Annotated in this window: 24 protein-coding genes; 16 read left to right on the plus strand and 8 right to left on the minus strand. The window is 57.6% G+C overall.

Going from position 1 to position 26,979, the window contains the following annotated elements; translation table 11 throughout:
• The first annotated feature begins 77 nt into the window (after positions 1–77).
• Both fsa and gldA read left to right on the plus strand, forming a co-directional pair.
• Entirely contained in the window at positions 78–740 is a 663-nt protein-coding gene (gene fsa / locus OKF39_RS00200; protein ID WP_479983379.1) for a fructose-6-phosphate aldolase, read from the plus strand.
• A gap of 12 nt (positions 741–752) precedes the next feature.
• Positions 753–1,856 carry a bifunctional L-1,2-propanediol dehydrogenase/glycerol dehydrogenase gene (gene gldA, locus OKF39_RS00205; RefSeq protein WP_048959186.1) on the plus strand — a complete coding sequence of 368 codons (1,104 nt, stop codon included), beginning with the start codon at positions 753–755 and terminating at the stop codon, positions 1,854–1,856.
• A gap of 91 nt (positions 1,857–1,947) precedes the next feature.
• Here gldA and katG read toward each other — a convergent pair whose 3' ends face one another.
• From katG to metB, 4 genes are all read right to left on the minus strand, one after another.
• A complete protein-coding gene (katG, locus tag OKF39_RS00210) occupies positions 1,948–4,128 on the minus strand; it encodes a catalase/peroxidase HPI (RefSeq protein WP_028014834.1) in 2,181 nt (726 codons plus the stop codon).
• Positions 4,129–4,274: 146 nt separating this feature from the next.
• Positions 4,275–5,162: a methylenetetrahydrofolate reductase gene (gene metF / locus OKF39_RS00215; RefSeq protein ID WP_126346092.1), complete on the minus strand. Its 888-nt coding sequence runs from the start codon at positions 5,160–5,162 to the stop codon at positions 4,275–4,277.
• Positions 5,163–5,387: 225 nt separating this feature from the next.
• A complete protein-coding gene (locus tag OKF39_RS00220; RefSeq protein ID WP_479983380.1) occupies positions 5,388–7,820 on the minus strand; it encodes a bifunctional aspartate kinase/homoserine dehydrogenase II in 2,433 nt (810 codons plus the stop codon).
• Between the two features lie 2 nt (positions 7,821–7,822).
• A complete protein-coding gene (gene metB / locus OKF39_RS00225; protein ID WP_479983381.1) occupies positions 7,823–8,983 on the minus strand; it encodes a cystathionine gamma-synthase in 1,161 nt (386 codons plus the stop codon).
• A gap of 275 nt (positions 8,984–9,258) precedes the next feature.
• Between metB and metJ the strand changes: the two genes are divergently transcribed.
• Complete coding sequence (gene metJ, locus OKF39_RS00230; RefSeq protein ID WP_003862042.1) at positions 9,259–9,576, plus strand: met regulon transcriptional regulator MetJ; 318 nt, start codon at positions 9,259–9,261, stop codon at positions 9,574–9,576.
• A 48-nt stretch (positions 9,577–9,624) separates the two neighbouring features.
• On the opposite strand, the gene rpmE is transcribed toward metJ, so the two are convergent.
• Positions 9,625–9,837 (minus strand): 50S ribosomal protein L31, encoded by a 213-nt coding sequence (gene rpmE / locus OKF39_RS00235; protein ID WP_003862040.1) that lies wholly within the window; start codon positions 9,835–9,837, stop codon positions 9,625–9,627.
• Between the two features lie 200 nt (positions 9,838–10,037).
• Here rpmE and priA point away from each other — a divergent pair, with 200 nt between their 5' ends.
• The 7 genes from priA (at position 10,038) to rraA (ending at position 18,003) form a co-directional block, all read left to right on the plus strand.
• Positions 10,038–12,233 carry a primosomal protein N' gene (gene priA, locus OKF39_RS00240; protein ID WP_047362498.1) on the plus strand — a complete coding sequence of 732 codons (2,196 nt, stop codon included), beginning with the start codon at positions 10,038–10,040 and terminating at the stop codon, positions 12,231–12,233.
• A 119-nt stretch (positions 12,234–12,352) separates the two neighbouring features.
• Complete coding sequence (gene cytR / locus OKF39_RS00245) at positions 12,353–13,378, plus strand: DNA-binding transcriptional regulator CytR (protein WP_041911797.1); 1,026 nt, start codon at positions 12,353–12,355, stop codon at positions 13,376–13,378.
• Positions 13,379–13,471: 93 nt separating this feature from the next.
• Entirely contained in the window at positions 13,472–14,467 is a 996-nt protein-coding gene (gene ftsN, locus OKF39_RS00250; RefSeq protein ID WP_136484728.1) for a cell division protein FtsN, read from the plus strand.
• Between the two features lie 94 nt (positions 14,468–14,561).
• Entirely contained in the window at positions 14,562–15,092 is a 531-nt protein-coding gene (gene hslV / locus OKF39_RS00255) for an ATP-dependent protease subunit HslV (protein ID WP_014072345.1), read from the plus strand.
• A 9-nt stretch (positions 15,093–15,101) separates the two neighbouring features.
• The gene (gene hslU, locus OKF39_RS00260; RefSeq protein ID WP_028014840.1) at positions 15,102–16,436 is read left to right on the plus strand and encodes an HslU--HslV peptidase ATPase subunit; all 1,335 of its coding nucleotides are present in this window, start codon (positions 15,102–15,104) and stop codon (positions 16,434–16,436) included.
• 62 nt (positions 16,437–16,498) lie between these two features.
• Positions 16,499–17,425 (plus strand): 1,4-dihydroxy-2-naphthoate polyprenyltransferase, encoded by a 927-nt coding sequence (gene menA, locus OKF39_RS00265; RefSeq protein ID WP_479983783.1) that lies wholly within the window; start codon positions 16,499–16,501, stop codon positions 17,423–17,425.
• Between the two features lie 92 nt (positions 17,426–17,517).
• The gene (gene rraA / locus OKF39_RS00270) at positions 17,518–18,003 is read left to right on the plus strand and encodes a ribonuclease E activity regulator RraA (RefSeq protein WP_023309687.1); all 486 of its coding nucleotides are present in this window, start codon (positions 17,518–17,520) and stop codon (positions 18,001–18,003) included.
• Between the two features lie 585 nt (positions 18,004–18,588).
• On the opposite strand, the gene zapB is transcribed toward rraA, so the two are convergent.
• Positions 18,589–18,828 carry a septal ring assembly protein ZapB gene (gene zapB / locus OKF39_RS00275; RefSeq protein ID WP_028014842.1) on the minus strand — a complete coding sequence of 80 codons (240 nt, stop codon included), beginning with the start codon at positions 18,826–18,828 and terminating at the stop codon, positions 18,589–18,591.
• Between the two features lie 398 nt (positions 18,829–19,226).
• Here zapB and OKF39_RS00280 point away from each other — a divergent pair, with 398 nt between their 5' ends.
• The 4 genes from OKF39_RS00280 (at position 19,227) to fpr (ending at position 23,579) form a co-directional block, all read left to right on the plus strand.
• Complete coding sequence (locus OKF39_RS00280) at positions 19,227–20,072, plus strand: MIP/aquaporin family protein (protein ID WP_028014843.1); 846 nt, start codon at positions 19,227–19,229, stop codon at positions 20,070–20,072.
• Between the two features lie 21 nt (positions 20,073–20,093).
• Entirely contained in the window at positions 20,094–21,602 is a 1,509-nt protein-coding gene (gene glpK, locus OKF39_RS00285) for a glycerol kinase GlpK (protein WP_028014844.1), read from the plus strand.
• Positions 21,603–21,725: 123 nt separating this feature from the next.
• Positions 21,726–22,736, plus strand: a complete 1,011-nt coding sequence (gene glpX / locus OKF39_RS00290; protein ID WP_028014845.1) for a class II fructose-bisphosphatase — start codon at positions 21,726–21,728, stop codon at positions 22,734–22,736.
• 96 nt (positions 22,737–22,832) lie between these two features.
• Positions 22,833–23,579 (plus strand): ferredoxin--NADP(+) reductase, encoded by a 747-nt coding sequence (gene fpr / locus OKF39_RS00295; protein WP_047362494.1) that lies wholly within the window; start codon positions 22,833–22,835, stop codon positions 23,577–23,579.
• On the opposite strand, the gene OKF39_RS00300 is transcribed toward fpr, so the two are convergent.
• The gene (locus OKF39_RS00300; RefSeq protein WP_028014847.1) at positions 23,580–23,999 is read right to left on the minus strand and encodes a DUF805 domain-containing protein; all 420 of its coding nucleotides are present in this window, start codon (positions 23,997–23,999) and stop codon (positions 23,580–23,582) included.
• A gap of 112 nt (positions 24,000–24,111) precedes the next feature.
• Here OKF39_RS00300 and OKF39_RS00305 point away from each other — a divergent pair, with 112 nt between their 5' ends.
• Positions 24,112–24,708 (plus strand): DUF1454 family protein, encoded by a 597-nt coding sequence (locus OKF39_RS00305; protein ID WP_028014848.1) that lies wholly within the window; start codon positions 24,112–24,114, stop codon positions 24,706–24,708.
• Between the two features lie 111 nt (positions 24,709–24,819).
• Complete coding sequence (gene tpiA, locus OKF39_RS00310; protein ID WP_006808674.1) at positions 24,820–25,587, plus strand: triose-phosphate isomerase; 768 nt, start codon at positions 24,820–24,822, stop codon at positions 25,585–25,587.
• Positions 25,588–25,625: 38 nt separating this feature from the next.
• On the opposite strand, the gene OKF39_RS00315 is transcribed toward tpiA, so the two are convergent.
• A complete protein-coding gene (locus tag OKF39_RS00315; protein ID WP_479983382.1) occupies positions 25,626–26,930 on the minus strand; it encodes an SLC13 family permease in 1,305 nt (434 codons plus the stop codon).
• Positions 26,931–26,979: the final 49 nt, after the last annotated feature.

The following is a 26,979-nucleotide window of genomic DNA, read 5'->3' on the forward strand; positions in this document are numbered from 1 at the left end:
TGGCAAAATTGACCTGTATCCGCCGCACTCAGCCGGGCCTTATCCTTTATTCAACCTTTCTGACTTAAGGAAAAATAATGGAACTGTACCTGGATACCGCCAACGTGGCGGAAGTTGAGCGCCTGGCGCGCATTTTTCCCATAGCGGGCGTCACCACAAATCCAAGCATCATTGCCGCCAGCCGTGAATCCATCTGGGACGTGCTGCCGCGGCTGCAAAAAGCCGTCGGGCCGAACGGTACGCTGTTTGCTCAAACCATGAGCCGCGACGCCGAAGGCATGGTGGCGGAGGCCAAACGCCTGAGTAACGCCATCCCGGGTATTGTGGTGAAAATTCCGGTCACCGCGCAGGGGCTTATCGCCATTAAAGGGCTGAAAAGAGAGGGTATTACCACGCTGGGCACCGCCGTTTACAGCGCCGCTCAGGGTTTACTGGCCGCGCTGGCGGGCGCGAAATACGTTGCGCCGTACGTCAACCGCGTCGACGCACAGGGCGGCGACGGTATTGGCATGGTACAGGAGCTGCAGTCCCTGCTTGAACTGCATGCGCCGGAAAGCATGGTGCTGGCTGCCAGCTTTAAAACACCGCGTCAGGCGCTGGAGTGCCTGCTGGCCGGATGCGAGGCAATCACGATCCCCTTAGACGTAGCGCAACAAATGCTCGGTACACCAGCGGTAGAGTCGGCCATAGAAAAGTTCGAGCAGGACTGGAAAAACGCGTTTGGTAACCTCAATCTCTAAGGGAGAACTGTTATGGACCGTATCATTCAATCGCCGGGGAAATATATCCAGGGCGCGGATGTGCTGACCCGTCTCGGCGACTATCTGAAACCCCTGGCAAACCGCTGGCTGATCGTCGGCGATAAGTTTGTGCTGGGTTTTGCCGAAGACACCCTGCGCCAGAGTTTTAAAAAAGCCGAACTGCATGCCGAAATCGCGCCGTTTGGCGGCGAATGTTCGCAAAATGAAATCGATCGTCTGAAAAAGTTGGCCGACAGCGCCGACTGCCTGGCAGTACTGGGGATTGGTGGCGGTAAAACGCTTGATACCGCGAAAGCGCTGGCTCACTTTATGGACGTACCGGTCGCCATTGCGCCGACTATCGCTTCCACCGACGCGCCGTGCAGCGCCCTTTCCGTTATTTACACCGACAGCGGCGAGTTCGATCGCTACCTGATGCTGCCGCACAACCCGAACATGGTCATTGTGGATACGAAAGTGGTAGCAGGTGCGCCTGCACGTCTGCTGGCCGCCGGGATTGGCGACGCGCTGGCGACCTGGTTTGAAGCACGCGCCTGCTCGCGCAGCGGCGCGACCACCATGGCCGGGGGTAAATGCACACAGGCGGCATTAGCGCTCGCCGAGCTGTGCTACAACACGCTGGTTGAAGAGGGTGAAAAAGCGATGCTGGCGGCGGAACAGCATGTGGTAACGCCTGCGCTGGAACGCATTATCGAAGCCAACACCTATCTCAGCGGCGTCGGCTTTGAAAGTGGCGGGCTGGCGGCTGCACACGCTATTCATAACGGCATGACGGCGGTGCCGGACGCGCATCACTTCTATCATGGGGAAAAAGTGGCGTTTGGTACGCTGACGCAGCTGGTGCTGGAAAACGCGCCGGTAGAAGAAATTGAGACCGTCGCGGCGCTTTGCCACAGCGTAGGGCTGCCGATCACCCTGGCACAGCTGAACATCAAAGAGGATATTCCGGCCAAAATGCGTCTGATTGCCGAAGCCTCTTGTGCGGAAGGAGAAACGATCCACAACATGCCGGGGGGCGTCACGCCGGATCAGGTGTATGCGGCGCTGCTGGTGGCAGACCAGTATGGACAGCGATTCCTGCAGGAGTGGGAGTAATAAAAAAGCCGGGTGGCGCTGCGCTTACCCGGCCTACATGGCACTTTAATTTGTAGGCCGGGTAAGGCGTAGCCGCCACCCGGCACAATGGCTACTTCACGTCAAACCGATCCAAATCCATCACTTTCGCCCATGCGGCAACGAAGTCACGGACAAACTTCTCGTGCGCATCGCTGCTGGCGTAAACCTCGGCCAGCGCACGCAGGACGGCGTTCGAACCGAAGACCAGGTCGGCGCGGGTCGCGGTGTATTTCACTTCACCGCTGGCGCGATCGCTACCGGCAAACAGCTCGTTTGAATCGTCGGTCGCTTTCCACTGGGTATTCATATCCAGCAGGTTCACGAAGAAGTCGTTGCTCAGCACGCCCTCGCGGTTGGTGAATACTCCGTTCTTACTGCCATCAAAGTTCGTGCCCAGCACGCGCAGGCCGCCGATCAGCACCGTCAGCTCAGGTGCGGTCAGGGTCAGCTGCTGGGCCTTATCAATCAGCAATGATTCCGTCGTGGACACATCCACCTGCGCACGGTAGTTGCGGAAGCCGTCGGCAATCGGTTCGAGCAGGTTAAACATCTCGATATCCGTCTGATCCTGACGTGCATCCACACGGCCCGGCGTGAACGGCACGTTGACGTAAACGCCCGCGGCTTTCGCCGCCTGCTCAACGCCCACAACGCCCGCCAGCACGATGATATCCGCCAGCGAGGCTTTATTGGTGGTGCGCTGAATAGCTTCCAGAGCCGGTAACGCACGTACCGCCGCGGCGTTCACATCCCAGTCGCGCTGAGGCGCCAGCGCCAGACGCGCGCCGTTGGCGCCGCCGCGCTTGTCGCCGCCGCGGAAGGTCGATGCAGACGCCCATGCCACGGAAACCAGCTCGCTCACGGAGAGGCCAGAGGCCGCGATTTCCGCTTTCAGGCTTTCAATGTCTTCCTGCGTCGGGTGGAACACCGGCTGAGGCAGCGGATCCTGCCAAATCAGATCTTCTTTCGGCACTTCCGGGCCGATGTACCGCGCTTTTGGCCCCATATCACGGTGGGTCAGTTTGAACCACGCGCGCGCGAAGGCTTCGTTAAAGGCCTGCGGATCGTTCAGGAAGCGACGGGAAATTTTCTCGAATTCCGGGTCGAAACGCAGCGTCAGGTCGGTGACCAGCATGGTTGGCTTACGTTTTTTCGACGGGTCAAACGGGTCTGGCATGATTTCCGGCGCATCCACGGCTTCAAACTGAATCGCACCTGCCGGGCTGCGGGTCTGCACCCATTCGTATTTGAACAGGTTCTCGAAGAAGTAGTTGCTCCACTGGGTCGGAGTTTGCGACCAGATGACTTCCAGCCCGGAGGTGATGGCGTCAGCGCCAATACCGGTGCCGTGCGTGCTGGCCCAGCCTAAGCCCTGCGCTTCAATCGGCGAGGCTTCCGGATCGGTACCTACGTGCGTGGCTTCACCCGCGCCGTGGGTTTTACCGAGCGTATGGCCGCCGGCAATCAGCGCGACGGTCTCTTCGTCGTTCATACCCATGTTGCCAAAGGTGGCGCGGATTGCCGCCGCAGCAGACAGCGGTTCACCGCTGGCGTTTGGCCCTTCCGGGTTCACGTAAATCAGCCCCATTTCGGTGGCCGCCAGTGGGCGCTTCGCCAGTGCTTCCGGGTCACGGTGGGTCAGCCAGGCTTTTTCATCACCCCAGTTCACGTCCAGATCCGGTTCCCAGACGTCTTCACGACCGGCGCCAAAACCAAAGGTGCGGAAGCCGGAGTTCTCCAGCGCCACGTTACCCGCGAGGATAAACAGGTCGGCCCAGGAGATTTTTTGTCCGTATTTTTGCTTGATTGGCCACAGCAGGCGGCGCGCTTTATCCAGGCTGACGTTATCCGGCCAGGAGTTCAGCGGCGCAAAGCGCTGTTGGCCGCGTCCGGCGCCGCCGCGTCCGTCAACGGAGCGGTAAGTACCGGCACCGTGCCAGGCCATGCGAATAAACAGACCCGCGTAGCTGCCCCAGTCGGCAGGCCACCAGGGTTGAGAATCGGTTAACAGGGCTTTGAGATCGCCCTTGAGGGCGGAATAGTCGAGCTTGCTGAATTCTTTGCGGTAGTCGAAGTCTTCACCCAGAGGGTTCGAACGGTTGGAATGTTGGTTTAGAAGATCGATGCGGAGTTGTTTAGGCCACCACTCTTTGCTGCCGGTACCTGCGCCCGCGCTGTGATCGACGCCGCCCTGATGGAACGGACATTTGCCGGCGGATGCCGCGTTATTGGTCTCGTCTGACGTGCTCATCGCTATGCTCCCTTTACAGTGATACCGTTACGATATACACCACTAGCAATAAGATATAGTTGAATTAATCCACAGATTCGATAGTTAATACCTTTTAACTTTTTATATGATTAAAAAGCCCTCACTTTATGAGGGCTTTTTGCTGATTACGCCGGACGAACGCCCAGCGTATGACAAATGGCGTAGCTCATCTCCGCGCGGTTAAGCGTGTAGAAGTGGAAGTCCTTCACCCCTTCGCGGCTTAAGATCTTCACCATGTCCATCGCGATATTGGCCCCCACCAGCTTGCGGGTTTCCGCGTCATCGTCCAGCCCTTCGTACATTTTGGACATCCACAGCGGAATGCGAACGTTGGTCATATCGGCGAACTTCTTCGCCTGTTTGAAGTTAGAGACTGGCAGAATGCCCGGGATAATTTCGACGTCGATACCTGCCGAGACGCAGCGGTCGCGGAAGCGCAGATAGCTTTCCACGTCAAAGAAGAACTGGGTGATGGCGCGGTTGGCACCGGCCTCCACCTTACGCTTCAGGTTAAGCAAATCCGCCTGGGCGCTTTTCGCTTCCGGGTGGACTTCAGGGTAGGCGGCCACGGAGATATCAAAATCAGCAACGTCTTTCAGCAGCGCGACCAGATCGGTAGCGTACATGTCCGGCTTGCCGCTTCCCGGCGGCAGATCGCCACGCAGGGCAACGATATGGCGAATCCCGTTGTTCCAGTAGTCCTGGGCAATGGCGCGCAGCTCATCGCGGGTGGCGTCAATACAGGTCAGATGCGGCGCTGCTTCCAGACCGGTACGATCTTTGATGCCTTTAATAATGCTGTGCGTGCGGTCGCGCTCGCCGGAGTTGGCGCCGTAGGTCACGGAGACAAACTTCGGCTTCAGGCTGCTCAGGCGATCGATAGAGTTCCACAGGGTTTGCTCCATTTCACTGGTGCGCGGCGGGAAAAATTCAAAAGAGACGTTAATCTGGCCGTTTACTTCGGCCAGGCTCTGATTCAGTGCTTCCCGCTGGTTGGCGTGAAAAAAGCTCATACCTTACCTCTATCTTTCGCGTGTCATTGTCTGTTGTGTTGTGAACTTCTATACGTTTAGACGTCCAGATGTAAAAATGACGGAAAAGCGGCGTGACGTCAACAGAAATAATCACAATAACGGTGAGGTTTGCTCAGGGAAGATGAAGGGAGTTCATGATGAGGGTGAGCGCGGTCTGATGCCCTCACCCTAACCCTCTCCCACAGGGAGAGGGAAATTCACTTTTTACAGCAGCTTAGCCAGACGGTTAATATCGGACTGGATAGCCCCAGCGGTGACGTCGCGCCCCGCGCCCGGGCCGCGGATCACCAGCGGGTTATCGCGGTACCAGCGGCTTTCAATGGCGAAGACGTTATCGCACGGCAGCAGGGCCGCCAGCGGATGGTCAGGACGCACCGCCTCGACACCCACACGCGCCTTACCGTTCGCCTCGAAACGCGCCACGTAGCGCAGCACCAGCCCCATCTCGTTTGCCGCTTCCAGACGCTGCACCATCTGGTCATTCAGCTCGTCGCCGTTTTCGAAGAAGTGGTCAACAGAACCTTCTTCGCAGCCCGCAGGCACCAGCGATTCGACGCGTACGGAATCCGGCTCGATGTCATAACCGGCTTCACGCGCCAGGATCACCAGCTTGCGCATCACGTCTTTACCGGAGAGGTCAACGCGCGGATCGGGCTCGGTTAAGCCCTGCTGCCACGCCTGATCCACCAGGTCGGTGAACGGTACGGTGCCGTCAAACTGCAGGAACAGCCAGGAGAGCGTGCCGGAGAAGATCCCGCTCAGCGCCAGAATGCTGTCGCCGCTTTCAATCAGGTCACGCACGGTATGGTTAACCGGCAGGCCCGCGCCAACGGTGGCATTATAGAGCCAGTGGCGGCCCGTTTTTTCGAACGCGTCATGGATCTGACGGTATTTATCGGTGCTGCTCGCCCCCGCCAGCTTGTTGGCGCTGATGACGTGGAAACCGTGGCTGGCGAAATCCAGATACTGATCGGCAAGCTGTTCGCTGGCGGTGACGTCCAGCACCACCAGATCGTCATACGGGTGCGCGCGCATCCACAGGAACAGCGACTCTTCATCCTGCTCAACCGCTTCATCGTTAAAGAAGGCAAGCGCCCGGCTGGCGTCCAGCCCTTCGTAGTTCAGCAGGCTGCGGCGGCTATCCACCACGCCCGCAAGAATAAATTCAAACCCGGTACGCGCCGAAAGCGTGACCTGTTCGCGGGCGAACAGCTCCAGCCAGCGGGAACCGATGTTACCCTTGCCAAACAGCACCAGGCCGATGCGTTTTTCCGCGCGGAACAGCGAGGTGTGCAGACCCTGAATCAGGCTTTCGGTTGGGCCTTTACGCAGCACGGCGACCAGGCTGATGCCCTCTTCCGACTGCCAGGTGAACTCTACCGGCTGGCCCTTCAGCTGCTGCCAGAAGCGGTGGCAGTGCAGCGGGTTACGGGTGACGCCCGCGCCGACCATCGCCACCAGCGCCAGCCCCTGACGCAGGCGAAGCTCGCCCGGCAGGCCCGCTTCGTCGAGAATTTTCAGCGCGCTGTCCGCCACTTCGGCGGTATAGCAGAACTGCAGCAGCTGACGATCGTTATGCACGCCAACGGCCAGCGGACGCACCTGGGCGCGTTTCAGGATCGTGTCGATATCTTTATACGCCAGCCTGAAGTCCTGACCCGCAGGGACCTGGAACTCAATCAGGCAGATGTCGTCGTGGCTGGTGACAATACGCGCCCCGGTTCCGGACGCCAGCACGCGCTCAATGCGGGTAGACCCCTGATCCGGCGTATAGCTACAGCGCAGCTGCAGGTCAATATCGCTGCCGGAAACCGGCTGCAGAGTACGGGCGTGCAGAACCGGTGCCGCCAGACGCGCCAGCTCGCTCGCTTCGTCGAGACGCAGCAGCGGAAGCAGGCAGGCATCTTTCACTTTACGCGGGTCCGCGCTGTAGACACCGGCCACGTCGCTCCAGATGGTGACGCGGGACACGCCCGCCAGGGCACCAATCTGCGTTGCCGAGTAGTCCGAACCGTTACGACCCAGCAGCACGGTTTCACCGGCGTTGCTGCGGCTGATAAAGCCGGTGACGACAATACGTTTGCCCGGATGCTGCACCAGCAGCTGTTGCAGCAGCGGATAGGACAACCCTTCGTCCACCTGCGGCTGCGCGGCGTGTTCCGCACGCAGGAAATCACGCGCGTCGAGCCAGGCCGCGTCTACGCCCAGGTGTTGCAGTACGGCGGCCATCAGGCGCGCGGACCACACTTCACCGTGGCCCACCACTTCGGCATACACCGCGTCGGTAATCCCGCTGTCCAGCAGAGCAGCCAGACGCTCAAGGTCATGCGTGAAGGCGCTAATCAGCCCGTCCGCCACGTCCGCAGGCAGCAGGCCGGCAATCAGCTCGCTCTGGTAACGACGTAAGGACTGTTGCACCTGATGCGCAGAAAGGCGATCGGTCTGGCTCAGTTTCAGCCAGCTAATCAACTGGTTGGTGGTGCTGCCCGCCGCCGAGACAACCATCATGTCACCCGGCTGTGAATATTCGGTCATGATCCCTGCGACGCGCAGATAACATTTCACATCAGCAAGACTACTACCACCAAACTTGTGCAGCTGACGACCCTTCGCCCCTGCCTGCGCTATCACACTCATGATTACCCCTTGGCTGCGACCTGGAAGCCATTTTCCAGATCGGCAATTAAATCTTCAGAATCTTCAATACCGGTCGAGATACGCAGCAGCGTCTCGGAAATCCCGGCGGCGGCACGTGCTTCCGGTGCCATACCTGCGTGCGTCATGGTCGCGGCGTGGGAGATCAAGCTTTCAACCCCACCTAAGGATTCCGCCAGCGTAAACAATGACAGCCCGCTCAGGAAGCGACGCAGCGTTTGCTCGTCACCGTCCAGTTCAAAACTTAACATCGCGCCAAATCCCTTCTGCTGGCGCGCGGCAATCTCATGCCCCTGGTTTTCCGGCAGCGACGGGTGATAAAGCTTCTTCACCAGCGGCTGGGTTTTCAGGAAATCGACAATCGCCTTGGCATTACGCTGCGCCACGTCCATGCGCGGCGACAGCGTGCGGATGCCGCGCAACAGCAGGTAGCTGTCGAACGCGCCCGCGGTGACGCCGATATTATTAGCCCACCATGCCAGTTCCGTGACAACGTCGGGATCTTTTGCAATCACCACGCCCGCCACCACGTCAGAATGGCCGTTCAGATATTTAGTACATGAATGCAATACCAGATCCGCACCCAGTGCTAACGGGTTCTGAAGGGCCGGACTGAGGAAGGTATTATCCACTACACTTATCGCTCCCGCATCCCTTGCGAGCTGACAAATTTTCGCAATGTCGACAACGCGCAACAATGGGTTGCTTGGACTTTCCACCAGAACCAGCTTCGGCTTCTCTGCCAGCGCCTGTTTCAGCGCCTGTTCGTCGTTTTGATCGACAAACAGCACGCGGTAGCAGCCGCGCTTTGCCAGGCTATCAAACAGACGATAACTGCCGCCGTAACAGTCATGCGGCGCAACCAGCAGATCGCCAGGCTTCAGGAACACCGTGGTCACCAGGTGAATGGCAGACATACCGGTATTGGTTAATACCGCACCCGCGCCGCCTTCCAGTTCCGCCAGCGCGCGCTGGGTTACATCACGCGTAGGGTTGCCGCGACGCGAGTAGTCATGCGCGCGCGGTTCATTAAATCCGGTGAAATTGTAGGTGCTGGAAAGATGAATGGGCGGGACAACGCAGCCGTACTGCTCGTCATCATTTAATCCGCTACGCACTGCGATCGTGGCCTGTTTACGCGTCATGGTGAGGGCTTCCTGGCGAATGAGGTGAAAAGTCAGCCACCAGAGTAAACATTGAAAGTATGGACGTCAATACATCTGGACATCTAAACTTCTTTGCGTATAGATTGAGCAATGCGCAAATAGCCGTTAAAATTATATGCTTTAGTGCACGCTGCAGCGGCAATATCCGTGCCACGGTATCGTCTCTACGGTAAACTACGCAAGATTACGGTTCAAAACGGGCAGTGACCGGTTTGCACCTTTAGATTAATGACTGAGAGGATTAAAGGTATCTCATGGCTGAATGGAGCGGCGAATATATCAGCCCATACGCTGAGCACGGTAAGAAGAGTGAGCAAGTAAAGAAAATTACGGTTTCCATTCCTCTGAAGGTGTTGAAGATCCTCACCGATGAACGTACGCGTCGTCAGGTGAACAACCTGCGTCACGCGACCAACAGCGAACTGCTGTGCGAAGCGTTCCTGCATGCGTTTACCGGCCAACCGTTGCCGAACGATGACGATCTGCGCAAAGAGCGTAGCGACGAAATCCCGGAAGAGGCGAAGGTGATCATGCGTGAACTGGGTATTGACCCGGAGACGTGGGAATACTGAGAAGCGGATACAAAAAAGGCACCTTGCGGTGCCTTTTTTTCGGGAAACTTATTTAGCGCCCGGGATGCTGAAACGCTTGTTGAAGCGGTCAACACGGCCACCGGTTGCAACATCACGCTGCTTACCAGTGTAGAACGGGTGGCATTTGCCGCACACGTCCAGGTTCAGATCGTGACCCACGGTAGAGCGGATCTGGATAGAGTTACCGCAAGAGCAGTTTGCAGTAATCATTTCGTATTTCGGGTGAATATCTTTTTTCATGGGAGAACCTCAGTTAAGGCCGCGTCGCTCTTCCAGCCCTAACGCCAGACACCACGCGATGTTGAATGTAAGTTCTTTGGCGTAAAGTACACCAAAGGCGGCGAATCATACAGAATTTAACCAACGTATGCAAACTGATCCGCACGCCGCTTTTACTAATGTGTATACTAACGCGCCACTTTTCAAGTCAGGAAGATTCGATGCCCGTCGCTCACGTTGCCCTGCCCGTTCCGCTTCCCCGCACCTTTGACTACCTGCTGCCCGACAGCATGAGCGCCAAAGCGGGCTGTCGCGTGACCGTGCCGTTTGGCAAACAGCAGCGCGTGGGGATCGTCGTCTCCGTCAGCGATACAAGCGAATTACCCCTCAATGAACTGAAATCGGTGGTTGAGGTGCTGGACAGCGAGCCGGTTTACTCCACCAGCACCTGGCGACTGCTGCTGTGGGCGGCAGATTATTATCATCACCCGATTGGCGACGTTCTGTTCCACGCCCTGCCGATCCTGCTGCGCCAGGGCAAGAGCGCCAGCCACGCCCCGATGTGGTACTGGTTTGCCACCGAACAGGGGCAGGCCGTGGACATCAACAGCCTGAAGCGTTCGCAGAAACAGCAGCAGGCGCTGGCGGCGCTGCGTCAGGGAAAAATCTGGCGGCACCAGGTCGACGAGCTTGAGGTCAGCGAAACGGCGCTACAGGCATTAAGAAAGAAAGGGTTGAGCGAGCTGGCCAGCGAAGCGCCCGCCCTTCACGACTGGCGCGACGGCTTCTCCGTCTCGGGCGATCGCCTGCGCCTGAATACCGAGCAGGCTACCGCGGTAGGCGCCATTCATAGCGCCTCGGACCACTTTTCCGCCTGGCTGCTGGCGGGCGTGACGGGCTCCGGCAAGACCGAAGTCTATCTGAGCGTGCTGGAAAACGTGCTCGCGCAGGGCAAACAGGCGCTGGTGATGGTGCCGGAAATCGGCCTGACACCGCAGACCATTGCCCGCTTCCGCGAGCGCTTTAACGCGCCCGTTGAGGTTCTGCACTCCGGGCTGAACGACAGCGAGCGCCTCAGCGCCTGGCTGAAAGCGAAAAACGGCGAAGCGGCGATTGTGATCGGCACCCGCTCGTCGCTGTTTACGCCGTTTAAAAACCTCGGTGTCATCGTCATCGACGAAGAGCACGACAGCTCCTATAAACAGCAGGAAGGCTGGCGCTATCACGCCCGCGATCTGGCGGTCTACCGTGCGCACAGCGAGCAAATCCCTATTATTCTCGGATCCGCCACGCCTGCGCTCGAAACGCTGCACAACGTGCGCCAGCGTAAATATCACATGCTGCGCCTGACGCGCCGCGCGGGGAATGCCCGCCCGGCCATTCAGCACGTGCTGGATCTCAAAGGCCAGCAGGTGCAGGCCGGCTTAGCGCCCGCCTTGATTTCCCGCATGCGCCAGCATTTGCAGGCGGGGAACCAGGTCATTCTGTTCCTCAACCGTCGCGGATTTGCCCCCGCCCTGCTGTGCCACGACTGCGGCTGGATTGCCGAGTGCCCGCGCTGCGACCACTACTACACCTTCCATCAGGCCCAGCGACATTTGCGCTGCCACCACTGCGACAGCCAGCGTCCCGTGCCTCGCCAGTGCCCGTCATGTGGTTCCACGCATATCGTGCCGGTGGGGCTGGGAACGGAACAGCTGGAACAGGCGCTTGGCCCTTTCTTCCCGGACGTGCCTATTTCCCGAATCGACCGGGACACCACTAGCCGCAAGGGGGCGCTGGAGCAGCAGCTGGCGGAAGTGCATCGCGGCGGCGCGCGCATCCTGATTGGCACCCAGATGCTGGCCAAAGGGCACCACTTCCCGGACGTGACGCTGGTCGCCCTGCTCGACGTCGACGGCGCGCTGTTCTCGGCAGATTTCCGCTCCGCCGAGCGCTTCGCCCAGCTTTATACTCAGGTGGCAGGGCGTGCCGGACGCGCGGGGAAACAGGGCGAGGTAGTACTGCAAACGCACCACCCTGAGCACCCGCTGCTACAGACTCTGCTGCACAAAGGCTATGACGCCTTTGCCGAGCAGGCGCTGGCCGAACGCCAGACCATGCAGCTGCCGCCGTGGACCAGCCACGTCATCATCCGCGCGGAGGATCATAACAACCAGCAGGCGCCGCTTTTCCTGCAACAGCTGAGGAATCTTCTGCAGGCCAGCCCGCTGGTGGATAACCAGCTGTGGATCCTGGGACCGGTGCCGGCGCTGGCGCCAAAACGCGGTGGACGTTTCCGCTGGCAAATTTTGCTTCAGCACCCCTCGCGTATTCGCCTGCAGCACATCGTCAGCGGCACGCTGGCGCTCATCAATACCCTGCCGGAAGCGCGTAAAGTGAAGTGGGTACTGGACGTCGATCCCATCGAAGGCTGAAGACGGATCGAAAAATTTAACGCGCCTCACACTTTTTATGAAAATTCTGTAACCGATTCCATTAACTATCTGTAAAAATGGTGATGTCCGCAGTTCGGTGTTCAGGCGAGGAGAAGACGTTGAAGTCCAGGAAAGAGGTTGCCACGGCGACCATGAAAGACGTTGCCGAGAAAGCACAAGTCTCAACGGCAACCGTGTCCCGCGCATTAATGAACCCGGATAAAGTCTCCCAGGCGACCCGTAACAAGGTTGAACAGGCGGCGCTGGAAGTGGGGTATTTCCCGCAGGCGATGGGGCGGAACGTCAAGCGCAATGAATCGCGGACCATCCTGGTAATAGTGCCGGATATCTGCGATCCCTTCTTCAGCGAAATCATTCGCGGTATCGAAGTGACGGCGGCGGAGCAGGGCTATCTGGTGCTGATTGGCGACTGCGCTCACCAGAACCAGCAGGAAAAAACCTTTATCGACCTCATTATCACCAAGCAGATTGACGGCATGCTGCTGCTTGGCTCGCGCCTGCCGTTTGATGCCAGCATCGAAGAGCAGCGCAATTTACCGCCAATGGTAATGGCCAACGAATTTGCGCCTGAGCTTGAGCTGCCGACGGTCCACATTGATAACCTCACCGCCGCGTTCAACGCCGTAAACTATCTCCAGGAGCTGGGGCATAAGCGGATTGGCTGCATTGCCGGGCCGGAAGAGATGCCGCTGTGCCACTACCGCCTGCAGGGCTATGTTCAGGCGCTGCGCCGTACCGGTGCGATTGTCGATCCGCACTATATTGCGCGCGGTGATTTTACCTTTGAAGCGGGCGGACAGGCGCTGGAGAAACTGCTGGCGCTGCCGGAACCGCCAACGGCGGTGTTCTGCCACAGCGACGTGATGGCGCTGGGTGCGCTTTCACACGCCAAGCGCCGTGGCTTACGCGTGCCGAAAGATTTGTCGATTATCGGATTCGATAACATTTCACTTTCAGAGTTTTGCGATCCACCGCTCTCCACCGTTTCACAACCGCGCTATCAGATTGGCCGCGAAGCGATGCTGCTTCTGCTGGATCAGCTGCAGGGTCAAACGGTTAGCAGCGGCTCGCGCTTGCTGGACTGCGAGCTGATTATTCGCGGCTCTACCCAGGCATTGACTTAAAGTAAACGCCTTTCGGACACCCTTATCTGGTCAAAGCCCCGCCGCTTAAGTAACATGGCGGGCTGACGAACGAATAAATACAGCGAAACGATAGTGGCACAACGAGATTATGTACGTCGCGGCCAGCCGGCACCTTCGCGACGCAAAAAGAGCAGTTCAAAAAGCAAGCAGCGTAATCTGCCTGCGGTCTCGCCAGCAATGGTCGCTATTGCTGCGGCCGTGCTGGTGGCCTTTATTGGCGGCCTGTACTTCATCACGCACCATAAAAAAGAAGAGTCCGAGGCCCTTCAGGGCAACAAAGTGGTGGGAAATGGTCTGCCGCCGAAACCTGAAGAGCGCTGGCGCTATATTAAAGAGCTGGAAAGTCGTCAGCCCGGCGTGCGTGCGCCTACTGAGCCCTCAGCCGGTGGCGAAGTGAAGAATGCCGATCAGCTGACGGACGAGCAGCGCCAGCTGCTGGCACAGATGCAGGCCGATATGCGCCAGCAGCCGACGCAGCTGAATGAAGTGCCGTGGAATGAACAAACGCCAGCGCAGCGTCAGCAAACGTTGCAGCTGCAGCGTCAGCGCCAGGCACAAATTCAACAGCAGCAACAGCAGCAACAGCAGCAGTGGACGCAAACTCAGCCGGTACAGCAGCCGAAGGCCCAGCCATACCAGCAACCGCAGCAGCAGACGCGTACGGTGCAGTCGCAGCCTGTTCAACAGCCAAAAGCGCAGCCGCCAAAGCAAGCGGCGCAGCCGTATCAGGATCTGCTCCAGACGCCAGCGCATACCACCGCGCAGCAGCCGAAAACGCAGCAGGCCGCGCCGGTGACCAAAGAGACCGAAGCGCCGAAGCAGACGGCAGAGAAAAAAGACGAGCGCCGCTGGATGGTGCAGTGCGGTTCGTTTAAAGGTGCCGAGCAGGCGGAAACGGTACGTGCTCAACTGGCATTTGAAGGATTTGACTCACGCATTACCACCAATAACGGCTGGAACCGCGTGGTGATCGGCCCGGTTAAAGGCAAAGAAAACGCAGACGGCACCATTTCCCGTTTGAAAGTGGCTGGGCACACAAACTGCATTCGACTCGCCTCCGGGGGTTGAAACCCCCAAAATCCCCCCCATCTATCATTTAATTCAGCCCTGAGCACAGGCTCAGGGCTTCTGTTTCCCGAATCTGTAACCAGGGGGTCTGCTCGTGACAACAATAGTAAGTGTACGCCGTAACGGCCAGGTGGTAATTGCCGGTGATGGCCAGGCCACGCTGGGTAATACCGTCATGAAAGGCAACGTGAAGAAAGTCCGTCGTCTCTACAACGACAAAGTGATCGCCGGTTTTGCAGGCGGCACGGCGGATGCCTTCACGCTGTTTGAACTGTTTGAACGCAAACTGGAAATGCACCAGGGTCATCTGGTGAAAGCCGCCGTTGAGCTGGCAAAAGACTGGCGTACCGACCGTATGCTGCGCAAGCTCGAAGCGCTGCTGGCGGTCGCTGATGAAACCGCTTCGCTTATCATCACCGGTAACGGTGACGTGATTCAGCCGGAAAACGACCTGATTGCCATCGGCTCTGGCGGCCCTTATGCCCAGGCTGCAGCCCGCGCGCTGTTGGAAAATACCGACATGAACGCGCGTGATATCGCGGTGAAGGCGTTGGATATTGCAGGTGATATCTGCATCTATACCAACCACAACCACACCATCGAAGAATTGACCTCCAAAGCGTAAGGATCTCCCATGTCTGAAATGACCCCACGCGAAATTGTCAGCGAACTGAACAAACACATTATCGGCCAGGATAACGCCAAGCGCTCCGTGGCTATCGCGCTGCGTAACCGCTGGCGTCGTATGCAGCTTGACGAAGAGCTGCGTCACGAAGTCACCCCGAAAAACATTCTGATGATCGGCCCGACCGGCGTCGGTAAAACCGAAATCGCCCGTCGTCTGGCGAAGCTGGCGAACGCGCCGTTCATCAAAGTTGAAGCCACCAAGTTCACCGAAGTGGGCTATGTGGGTAAAGAAGTGGACTCTATCATCCGCGACCTGACCGATTCTGCGATTAAGATGGTGCGCGTCCAGGCGATTGAGAAAAACCGCTACCGCGCGGAAGAGATGGCCGAAGAGCGTATTCTCGACGTGCTGATCCCACCGGCGAAAAACAACTGGGGTCAGGCTGAACAGCAGGCTGAGCCTTCAGCCGCGCGTCAGGCGTTCCGCAAAAAACTGCGTGAAGGCCAGCTGGACGACAAAGAGATTGAGATCGACCTCGCGGCCGCGCCGATGGGCGTGGAAATCATGGCGCCTCCGGGCATGGAAGAGATGACCAGCCAGCTGCAGTCCATGTTCCAGAACCTGGGCGGCCAAAAGCAGAAAGCGCGTAAGCTGAAAATCAAAGACGCGATGAAGCTGCTGATTGAAGAAGAAGCGGCGAAGCTGGTAAATCCGGAAGAGCTGAAGCAGGACGCTATCGACGCGGTTGAGCAGCACGGTATCGTGTTTATCGACGAAATCGACAAAATTTGTAAGCGCGGCGGCAACAGCTCCGGTCCGGACGTGTCCCGCGAAGGCGTACAGCGCGATCTGCTGCCGCTGGTTGAAGGCTGCACCGTCTCTACCAAGCACGGCATGGTGAAAACGGACCACATTCTGTTTATCGCTTCCGGTGCATTCCAGGTAGCCAGCCCGTCGGATCTGATCCCCGAACTGCAGGGTCGTCTGCCGATCCGCGTTGAGCTGCAGGCGCTGACCACCGAAGATTTCGAGCGCATCCTGACGGAGCCAAACGCCTCTGCTACCGTACAGTACAAGGCGCTGATGGCGACCGAAGGCGTGAACCTTGAGTTCACCGAAGACGGTATCAAGCGTATCGCCCAGGCCGCATGGCAGGTCAACGAAACCACCGAGAACATCGGTGCGCGTCGTCTGCACACCGTGCTGGAACGCCTGGTAGAAGACATCTCATATGACGCGAGCGACCTCAACGGTCAAACCATTACCATCGACGCAGACTATGTGAGCAAACATCTGGATGCGTTAGTGGCAGATGAAGATCTGAGCCGTTTTATCCTATAATCGCGGTTACTGCATTCTCATCACTGTTAATGGGGGCTAAGGCCCCCATTTTTATTGGCTAAATTACTATGACTGATATCAGCCGTACTCAGGCGTGGCTCGAAAGTCTGCGCCCTAAAACGCTTCCTCTGGCTTTTGCCGCCATTATTGTCGGCACCGCGCTTGCCTGGTGGCAAGGGCATTTCGATCCGCTGGTGGCAGGTCTGGCGCTCATTACCGCCGGGCTGCTGCAAATCCTCTCTAACCTCGCGAACGATTATGGCGATGCGGTAAAAGGCAGCGACAAGCCTGACCGTATCGGGCCGCTGCGCGGGATGCAAAAAGGGGTGATCACCCAGGCACAGATGAAGCGTGCGCTGATTATCACCGTGGTGCTGATTTGCTTATCTGGTCTGGCGCTGGTGACGGTCGCCTCGAAAACTACCAGCGACTTCATTGGCTTCCTGGTGCTGGGCCTGCTCGCCATTATCGCGGCCATCACCTACACCGTCGGCACGCGCCCTTACGGCTATATTGGCCTTGGGGATATCTCTGTGCTGGTGTTCTTCGGCTGGCTGAGCGTAATGGGGAGCTGGTACTTACAGGCGCATACGGTGATCCCTGCCCTGTTCCTCCCGGCGACCGCCTGCGGCCTGCTGGCGACGGCGGTGCTCAATATCAATAATCTGCGCGATATCGACAGCGATCGTGAGAACGGCAAGAACACGCTGGCGGTGCGTCTGGGGCCGGTGAATGCGCGCCGCTATCATGCCTGCCTGCTTATTGGCGCGCTGGTTTGCCTGGCGCTGTTTAACCTGATTTCCCTGCATAGTCTGTGGGGCTGGCTGTTTGTGCTTGCCGCGCCGCTGCTGGTTAAGCAGGCCCGCTTTGTGATGCGTGAACTCAGCCCGGCAGCCATGCCGCCAATGCTGGAGCGAACGGTAAAAGGCGCGCTGCTGACTAACCTGTTGTTCATCATTGGGATTGTGTTAAGCCAGACGCTCAGTTAGCTGACAAATATCAATTAACAATTGATGATTTTGCCAACAACGCATTTCGCACGATATACTGAACACATTCGCAGCAACTGAGCGTTAAACCTATGAAATACGATACCTCCGAGCTTTGTGACATCTACCAGGAAGATGTCAACGTCGTTGAACCGCTGTTCTCCAACTTTGGTGGGCGGTCATCGTTTGGCGGGCAAATCGTCACGGTGAAATGTTTCGAGGACAACGGGTTGCTGTACGATCTGCTCGAACAGAACGGCCGTGGCCGCGTTCTGGTGGTCGACGGCGGCGGGTCCGTTCGTCGCGCACTGATTGATGCTGAACTTGCCGGCATTGCCGTCCAGAACGAGTGGGAAGGCCTTGTGGTGTACGGTTCCGTGCGTCAGGTAGACGATCTCGAAGACCTGGATATTGGAATTCAGGCCATCGCGGCCATTCCGGTAGGCGCTGCGGGTGACGGCATCGGCGAAAGCGACGTGCGCGTTAACTTCGGCGGCGTGACCTTCTTCTCAGGCGATCATCTCTACGCCGATAATACCGGCATTATCCTTTCTGAAGATCCGCTGGATATCGAGTAATAAACCATAAGCGTGAACCATAAAAAAACCGCCAACAGCAATGTGGCGGTTTTTTTTGTCCCTCGGGATTCGCGGTCCGTTGGGAAGTTTTGCAACCTTTAACCAGGATTTTTATCTTACCCTGGTTCAAACCTCAGGTAACCTCATCGACCCTTTATAAATTCCTAATTATCTATGAAAACCTTAACTACGCTGCTATTGCTCATTATGATGCAGCGTCCCTTTCCGCCATTTCGCACATGGGCATCGGTCCAGGGAAAGGTGTAACCACAACCGTAAAGCAGCCTTTAACCAGGCTTGTGTCCACCGACTTATCACCGGTGGTGAACGGTGGAGCGGTTAGCCGCAGGGACCGCATAATGAAACGCTATTTATGTATCGCGTTCATTGTCGCCAGCGTACTCGTTGTAAAAAGTGATGAACCGATCGGGTTTGTTGCGTTTACCACGACAGCGCAGGACAAGTAGCGTTAAGGCCGCCTTGGGCGGCCTTTTTTATGGTTGGATGTCAGTCAGCGAGAACCATAAAAAAAGCCGGGTGGCGGCGTCGCCTTACCCGGCCTGTTCAGTTCATCCCCAGTGGGAATCAGACTTCTTCCATACGTCCCAGCAGCGCCTGCAGGCGATCCTGCCAGCCGTTCTGCTGTTCGCGCAGCTGGTTGTTTTCGCGCTCCAGTTCTTCGCGGCCGTGCTGAGCGTTCTGAACTTCCTGCGCCAGGCTGTTGTTCTTCTCTTTCAGCTCTTCAATTTCCATCTGCAGCAGCGTGATGGTGTCAATCGCCTGCTGTACTTTCGCTTCCAGTTTCTCAAACACTTCTAAAGACATGATCCTACCTCTCCTGAATTGCAAGGCGACGCTTTAACGTAAACGCGCACAACATATGTTCCGATTGTATGGAGCGCAGTCGCCCCTGTCCAGCGGCATGCCACGCAGATCGCGGTTTGCAACACTTTTCGGCCTCGTCCTGGTGCGTTCGCGGCATATACCTCTAAGTTGTTAACCCATTCGTTAAAAAAATGATTCAGCTCACCGTGCGCGACTGATGCAAAAACGCGCTTTATGGCGCGAAAACGCTCATTTTATTGACACAGACCACACATTTTAATTTCGATATTTCTCGTTTTTGCTCGTTAACGATAAATTAACACTATGTCTACAGGGCATCGTGGCTGTCACGGGCGGCCACGCTAACAATAAACATCAATTTCTTCAGGATTCCGATTATGAGTCAGACATCAACCTTAAAAGGCCAGTGCATTGCCGAGTTCCTTGGTACCGGGTTGTTGATATTCTTCGGAGTGGGCTGTGTCGCTGCACTGAAAGTGGCGGGTGCCAGTTTTGGTCAGTGGGAAATCAGTATCATCTGGGGTCTGGGCGTGGCGATGGCCATCTACCTGACTGCAGGGGTCTCTGGCGCACATCTTAACCCGGCGGTGACTATCGCACTGTGGCTGTTCGCGTGCTTCGACGGACGCAAAGTTGTTCCCTTCATTATTTCTCAATTTGCCGGCGCGTTTTGCGCAGCGGCGTTAGTTTACGGGCTTTATTACAATCTTTTCATCGACTTCGAACAGACGCATCATATGGTGCGCGGTAGCGTCGAAAGTCTGGATCTGGCAGGCATCTTCTCAACCTACCCTAACCCGCATATCAATTTTGTGCAGGCGTTCGCAGTTGAAATGGTGATTACCGCTATTCTGATGGGCGTCATTATGGCTTTGGGCGATGATGGTAACGGCATTCCGCGTGGCCCGCTGGCGCCATTGCTGATTGGCCTGCTGATCGCCGTCATCGGTGCGTCCATGGGGCCGTTAACAGGGTTTGCGATGAACCCGGCGCGTGACCTGGGTCCAAAAACCTTCGCCTTCTTTGCAGGATGGGGCGACGTGGCTTTCACCGGCGGCAAAGATATTCCTTACTTCCTGGTACCGCTGTTCGGACCCGTCGTAGGGGCGGCACTGGGTGCATTTGGCTATCGCAAATTAATTGGTCGCCACTTACCGTGCGACACCTGTGTGGAAGAGGAGAAGGAAACGACTTCTACCGCACAACAAAAAGCTTCGCTGTAATCTGACTACGGGACACATACCATGACCGAAAAAAAATATATCGTTGCGCTCGACCAGGGCACTACCAGCTCCCGCGCTGTCGTAATGGATCATGACGCGAATATCGTCAGCGTGTCACAGCGCGAATTTGAGCAAATTTATCCTCGTCCAGGCTGGGTAGAACACGACCCGATGGAGATCTGGGCGTCACAAAGCTCCACGCTGGTAGAAGTGCTGGCGAAAGCCGACATCAGTTCCGACGAAATCGCCGCGATTGGTATCACCAACCAGCGTGAAACCACCGTGGTGTGGGAACGCGAAACCGGTAAGCCGATTTACAACGCCATCGTCTGGCAGTGCCGCCGTACGTCAGAGATCTGCGAACAGCTTAAGCGTGACGGGATGGAAGAGTACGTGCGTAGCGCCACCGGCCTGGTGGTTGACCCGTACTTCTCCGGCACCAAAGTGAAGTGGATCCTCGACCACGTGGAAGGTTCACGCGAGCGTGCAAAACGCGGCGAGCTGCTGTTCGGTACCGTTGATACCTGGCTTATCTGGAAGATGACTCAGGGACGTGTCCACGTTACTGACTACACTAATGCCTCGCGCACCATGCTGTTCAACATCAACACCCTGGAGTGGGATGACAAGATGCTGGACGCGCTGGATATTCCGCGCGCGATGCTGCCTGAAGTGCGTAAGTCGTCTGAAGTCTACGGCCAGACCAACATCGGCGGTAAAGGCGGCACCCGTATTCCTATCGCCGGTATCGCCGGTGACCAGCAGGCGGCGCTGTTCGGCCAGCTGTGCGTCAAGGAAGGGATGGCGAAGAACACCTACGGCACCGGCTGCTTTATGCTGATGAACACCGGCGAGAAAGCGGTGAAATCAGAAAACGGCCTGCTGACCACCATCGCCTGCGGCCCGCGCGGCGAGGTCAACTATGCCCTGGAAGGTGCGGTGTTTATGGCGGGCGCATCTATTCAGTGGCTGCGCGACGAGATGAAGCTGATCAGCGATGCGTTTGACTCCGAGTACTTCGCGACCAAAGTGAAAGACACCAACGGCGTGTACGTGGTGCCAGCGTTCACCGGTCTGGGCGCACCGTACTGGGACCCGTATGCCCGCGGCGCAATTTTCGGCCTGACGCGTGGTGTGAACTCAAACCACATCATTCGTGCGACCCTGGAATCCATCGCCTACCAGACGCGTGACGTGCTGGAAGCGATGCAGGCAGACTCCGGCATTCGTCTGCACGCCCTGCGCGTAGACGGCGGCGCGGTGGCCAACAACTTCCTGATGCAGTTCCAGTCCGACATTCTGGGCACCCGCGTTGAGCGCCCTGAAGTACGTGAAGTGACGGCACTGGGCGCGGCGTATCTTGCGGGTCTCGCGGTAGGCTTCTGGCAGAACCTGGACGAGCTGCAGGAGAAAGCGGTCATCGAACGCGAATTCCGCCCTGGCATCGAAACCACCGAGCGCAACTACCGCTACAGCGGCTGGAAGAAAGCGGTGAAACGCGCCCTGGCGTGGGAAGAGCACGAAGAGTAAGCCTATATTCCCTCTCCCCTGGGGAGAGGGTTAGGGTGAGGGGTTCCAACCGCACCGGTCCCCTCCCCCCTCCCCACTCTGTGATAAACTTCGTGCAATTCCTTTTGATTGTACGAGTCCCTCATGAAACGTGAACTTGCTATCGAGTTTTCCCGCGTCACCGAAGCAGCCGCCCTTGCAGGCTATAAATGGCTGGGTCGTGGCGACAAAAATACCGCAGACGGCGCGGCCGTCCACGCCATGCGCATTGTGCTTAACCAGGTCAACATCGACGGCACTATCGTCATCGGTGAAGGCGAGATCGACGAAGCGCCGATGCTCTACATCGGTGAAAAGGTCGGGACCGGCAAAGGCGATGCGGTGGATATCGCGGTGGACCCGATCGAAGGCACGCGCATGACGGCGATGGGCCAGGCCAACGCCCTGGCGGTGCTGGCCGTGGGCGATAAAGGCTGCTTCCTCAACGCGCCGGACATGTATATGGAAAAGCTGATTGTCGGCCCTGGAGCGAAAGGTGCAATCGATCTCAGCCTGCCGCTGGACGCCAACCTGCGCAATATCGCGGCGGCGCTGGCTAAACCGCTCAACGAACTCACCGTGACCATTCTGGCGAAACCGCGCCACGACGCCACCATCTCTTATCTGCAGGCACTCGGCGTGCGCGTGTTTGCCATTCCGGATGGCGACGTTGCCGCGTCTATTCTGACCTGTATGCCGGACAGCGAAGTCGACGTGCTTTACGGCATCGGTGGCGCGCCGGAAGGCGTGGTCTCTGCGGCGGTGATCCGCGCACTGGACGGCGATATGCAGGCGCGCCTTCTGCCGCGCCATGAGGTGAAAGGCGACAGCGACGAAAACCGTCGTATCGGTGAGGACGAGCTGGCGCGCTGCGCAGCGATGGGCATCGAAGCCAATAAAGTACTGGCGCTGAACGACATGGCGCGCAGCGATAACGTCGTCTTCTCTGCAACCGGCATCACCAAAGGCGATCTGCTGGACGGCATCACCCGCAAGGGCAACATGGCGACCACCGAAACGCTGCTGATCCGCGGTAAATCGCGCACCATCCGACGCATTCAGTCCATTCACTATCTCGACCGTAAAGACCCGGACGTGCAGACCCACATTCTGTAAAACCGTTTGATCGATAGAGCTTTCCGGCCCGAAGGGGCTGGAAATGTTTCCCACAAGTACGGAAGATAGAACAGAGAAACAGCACAGGAGAAGATCATGGCGGACTGGGTAACAGGTAAAGTCACAAAGATAGAATTCTGGACCGATGCGCTATTTAGTCTCACCCTGCATGCTCCCGTTCACCCGTTTAAGGCCGGGCAATTTGCCAAGCTGGGTCTGGATGTCGACGGCGAGCGCGTGCAGCGCGCCTACTCTTACGTTAACGCGCCGGATAACCCGGATCTCGAGTTCTATCTCGTCACCGTTCCTGACGGTAAGCTCAGCCCGCGCCTTGCCGCCCTTAAGCCCGGCGACGATGTGCAGATTGTGAGCGAAGCGGCAGGCTTCTTTGTGCTCGAAGAGATCCCTGACTGTGACACGCTCTGGATGCTGGCAACCGGCACGGCCATCGGTCCGTATCTCTCTATCTTGCAGTACGGTAAGGATCTGGAGCGCTTCAAAAACATCGTGCTGGTGCACGCCGCGCGCTATGCCGCAGATTTAAGCTATCTCCCGCAGATGCAGGCGCTGGAACAGCAGTACGGCGGAAAGTTAAAGATTCAGACGGTAGTCAGCCGCGAAACCGTAGCAGGAGCGCTTACCGGTCGCGTACCGGCGTTAATTGAGAGCGGCGCACTGGAAGACGCAGTGGGCTTACCGATGACGGCCGAAACCAGCCACGTCATGCTGTGCGGTAACCCGCAGATGGTCCGGGACACGCAGCAGCTTCTGAAGGATACCCGGCAGATGACGAAACATCTTCGCCGCCGGCCGGGCCATATGACCGCCGAACACTACTGGTGATCAGCGGTATTTCACCTCGACGGTATCTTTACCGTATTTATTTTCGCTCTGGGTGCCGATAAACGCGCCCAGATCGACAATCATCATCACGAAGATGACCGACGGCAGCAGCCTGCCCACGACCCACGGCAGGATGGAAGGCAGCATCGCCCAGTTCCCTGCCACCAGCATCCACGCCAGTATGATCAAAAATGCCCACGCGCCGGAGCGGCCGCGATCGTGCAGGCGTTTCACCACGACGGCCGCCGTTGGCCATAGCAGGCAGACCAGTGCAAATGCCGCCGTTTGCGTGCTCAGCCAGGCGTTATAAGCAACGAAAAAAAGAAGCAGCATGGCGACGACCCACGTCACCATCCAGACCCAGAAATCACGGCGTCCAATACGCCCTTTGAATGAAAACAGCCACTGCTGTATGGTCATGTAAGGTTCCTTATTATCGTTTAGCCCGCATTTTACCCTGGAGTTGTGACCTTTTGACAAGCCGACCAGATATCGTTTTAATCATGAGCACTTACGGCCAGGTGCAATGTTGATGAAAAATTCGGCACATTCTCTTTTCCTGTGTTTAGCGATGCTCGGCGCGGGTTTTCCGCTGCATGCCGCCAACACCGCGGCCCCCACCACTGCGCCGTATTTGCTGGCGGGCGCACCGTCTTTCGATCAGTCCATCAGCCAGTTTCGCGAAGCTTTCAATCAGGCCAACCCAGGGCTGCCGCTGGATGAGTTTCGCGCCATTGATAGCTCGCGCGATACCCCTACACTGACCCGTGCAGCGAGCAAGATTAACGAGAATTTGTATGCTTCCACGGCGCTGGAGCGCGGTACGTTAAAAATCAAAAGCATGCAAATCACCTGGCTGCCGATTCAGGGGCCAGAGCAGAAAGCGGCTAAATCGAAGGCGCTTGATTACATGAGCGCGGTGCTGCAGGCGTTTACGCCTGCGCTGACGAAAAAGCAGAGCCAGCAAAAGCTGCAAAAGCTGCTGACCGCCGGTAAAAACAAGCGGTACTACGCCACAACCGAAGGCGCGATTCGCTATGTAGTGGCGGATAACGGCGAAAAAGGACTGACCTTCGCCGTTGAACCGATTAAGCTGGCGCTATCTGACACCCTTGGCGGGGCCAATTAATGACAAAAAGCAAAGCCTTTCGAGGGAAAATCTCTATACTGATTCACAGACCATGCTGCCCGACAGGGCGGCCATATTCCTTAATTCGCTTATTTAGCGTGGAGAATTGAAATGCGACATCCTTTAGTGATGGGTAACTGGAAACTGAACGGCAGCCGCCACATGGTAAACGAACTGGTTGCAAACCTGCGTAAAGAGCTGGCTGGCGTGACCGGCTGCGCGGTTGCTATCGCTCCGCCGGATATGTACCTGGATCTGGCTAAACGTGCCGCTGACGGCAGCCACATCGTGCTGGGCGCGCAGAACGTTGACGTTAACCTGTCTGGCGCGTTCACCGGTGAAACTTCCGCTGAAATGCTGAAAGATATCGGCGCGAAATACATCATCATCGGCCACTCCGAGCGTCGCACCTACCACAAAGAATCTGACGAGTTCATCGCGAAGAAATTTGCCGTGCTGAAAGAGCAGGGTCTGATCCCGGTTCTGTGCATCGGTGAAACCGAAGCGGAAAACGAAGCGGGCAAAACCGAAGAAGTGTGTGCACGTCAGATCGACGCCGTGCTGAAAACGCAGGGCGCGGCAGCGTTCGAAGGCGCGGTTATCGCTTACGAGCCAGTCTGGGCGATCGGTACCGGCAAATCTGCTACCCCTGCGCAGGCTCAGGCAGTTCACAAATTCATCCGTGACCACATTGCTAAAGCCGACGCGAAAGTGGCTGAGCAAGTGATCATCCAGTACGGCGGCTCCGTAAACGCCTCCAACGCTGCTGAGCTGTTCACCCAGCCAGATATCGATGGCGCGCTGGTTGGCGGTGCATCCCTGAAAGCGGACGCTTTCGCGGTGATCGTTAAAGCGGCAGAAGCGGCTAAACAGGCGTAATGGCCTTTGTGGCGGGTGGCGCTTGCGCTTACCCGCCGCTACAAACGCCCTAACACGCTAAACCACAGATAATCCAGCGGCAGCAGCACCAGATACGTCGCAATCGCCAGCGCCAGGCAGAGCACCATCCCCGCCCTTGCAGGCACCTTTCCTAGCCCCATCGCCACCACAATCGGCGACGCCTGATACGGCAGTAGCGGCGTGGAATAGCCCAGTACCTGAATCATGATTACCGACAGCAGCGGGAAACCGGTCGCGTCCGAGAAGCTCTGCGCCAGCGTGGTGTAAAGCGCCGGAACGCCGTTGGCAGTCATAATGAAATTGAGTGCCGTAGTAATTCCGGTTAGCGCCAGGAAGCTGGTGAATGGTTTGTCCGCATCCAGCGGCATTATGCGCAGCAGCGCCTCGCCTACGGCCGCTCCGATACCCGTTTGCGTCACGACGATCGCCAGCCCGAGAATACCCGCAACGTAAATGCAGGTGCGCATATTTACCCCCACCGAGAACTCCTCGCCGGTGATAAAACCAATGCGCGGCAGCATAACGATAATCGAGGCCGCCAGCCCCGTCCACGCCGGCCCCACGCCGTGCCAGCTCTCCGTCACCCACATCATCAGCACCACCACCAGCAGCCAGGCGAGTCGTTTTTCGTCACGCCCCATCGGTTCAGACAGCGTGAAATCCTTCGCCGGTTTCGGGCTGCCGGGGAACAGCCAGCAGATGAGGCCAATCAGAATCAGGCCTTTGAGAATACCGAGCACCGGCGTGTGCAGCAGCAGATACGGGACATAGTTCAGGTGAATGCCGTACGAGCCTTCCGCCGCGCCGCTCATGACCAGGTTAGGCACGTTGGCGGGCAGAATGGTGGCCGAGAGCTGGAAGGTACCGAAGCCGACTGCCAGCGCAAGGCCGAACCAGGCGCGGGATCCGTCGGCGATACCGGCGCGTTTCGCCATCGCCGCGACAATGGGCATCAGCAGCGCAATACGCCCCATGTTTGACGGCATCACAAACGCCAGCGCGTAGCTGAGCAATACCACGCTCGCCACCATCAGCATCCAGGAGTCAGTGAGCTTTGCCGACAGCGCCCGGGCGGCCCTGTCCGCCAGGCCGGTTTTACGGATCGCCACGCCGAGCACAAAGCCGCTGAAGACCAGCCAGAAGGCCGACGAGGCAAAACCGCCAAAAATCACCTCCGGCGGGGCGATTCTGGCGGCCATCGCCGCCGTGAAAAACAGCAGCGCGGTGATAAATTCCGGCAACAGCGACGTCGCCCACAGCACGATGGTGACGCCGACGATCAGCGAGGGCAGCAGCAGAGGATGCGTTAACCAGAGCGACATACCTGTCTCCTGTAGATTTTTTCAGCAAGTCTACGGTGACAGGCAGCCT

Source organism: Enterobacter cloacae complex sp. HYC042_NIDB, assembly GCF_056673315.1.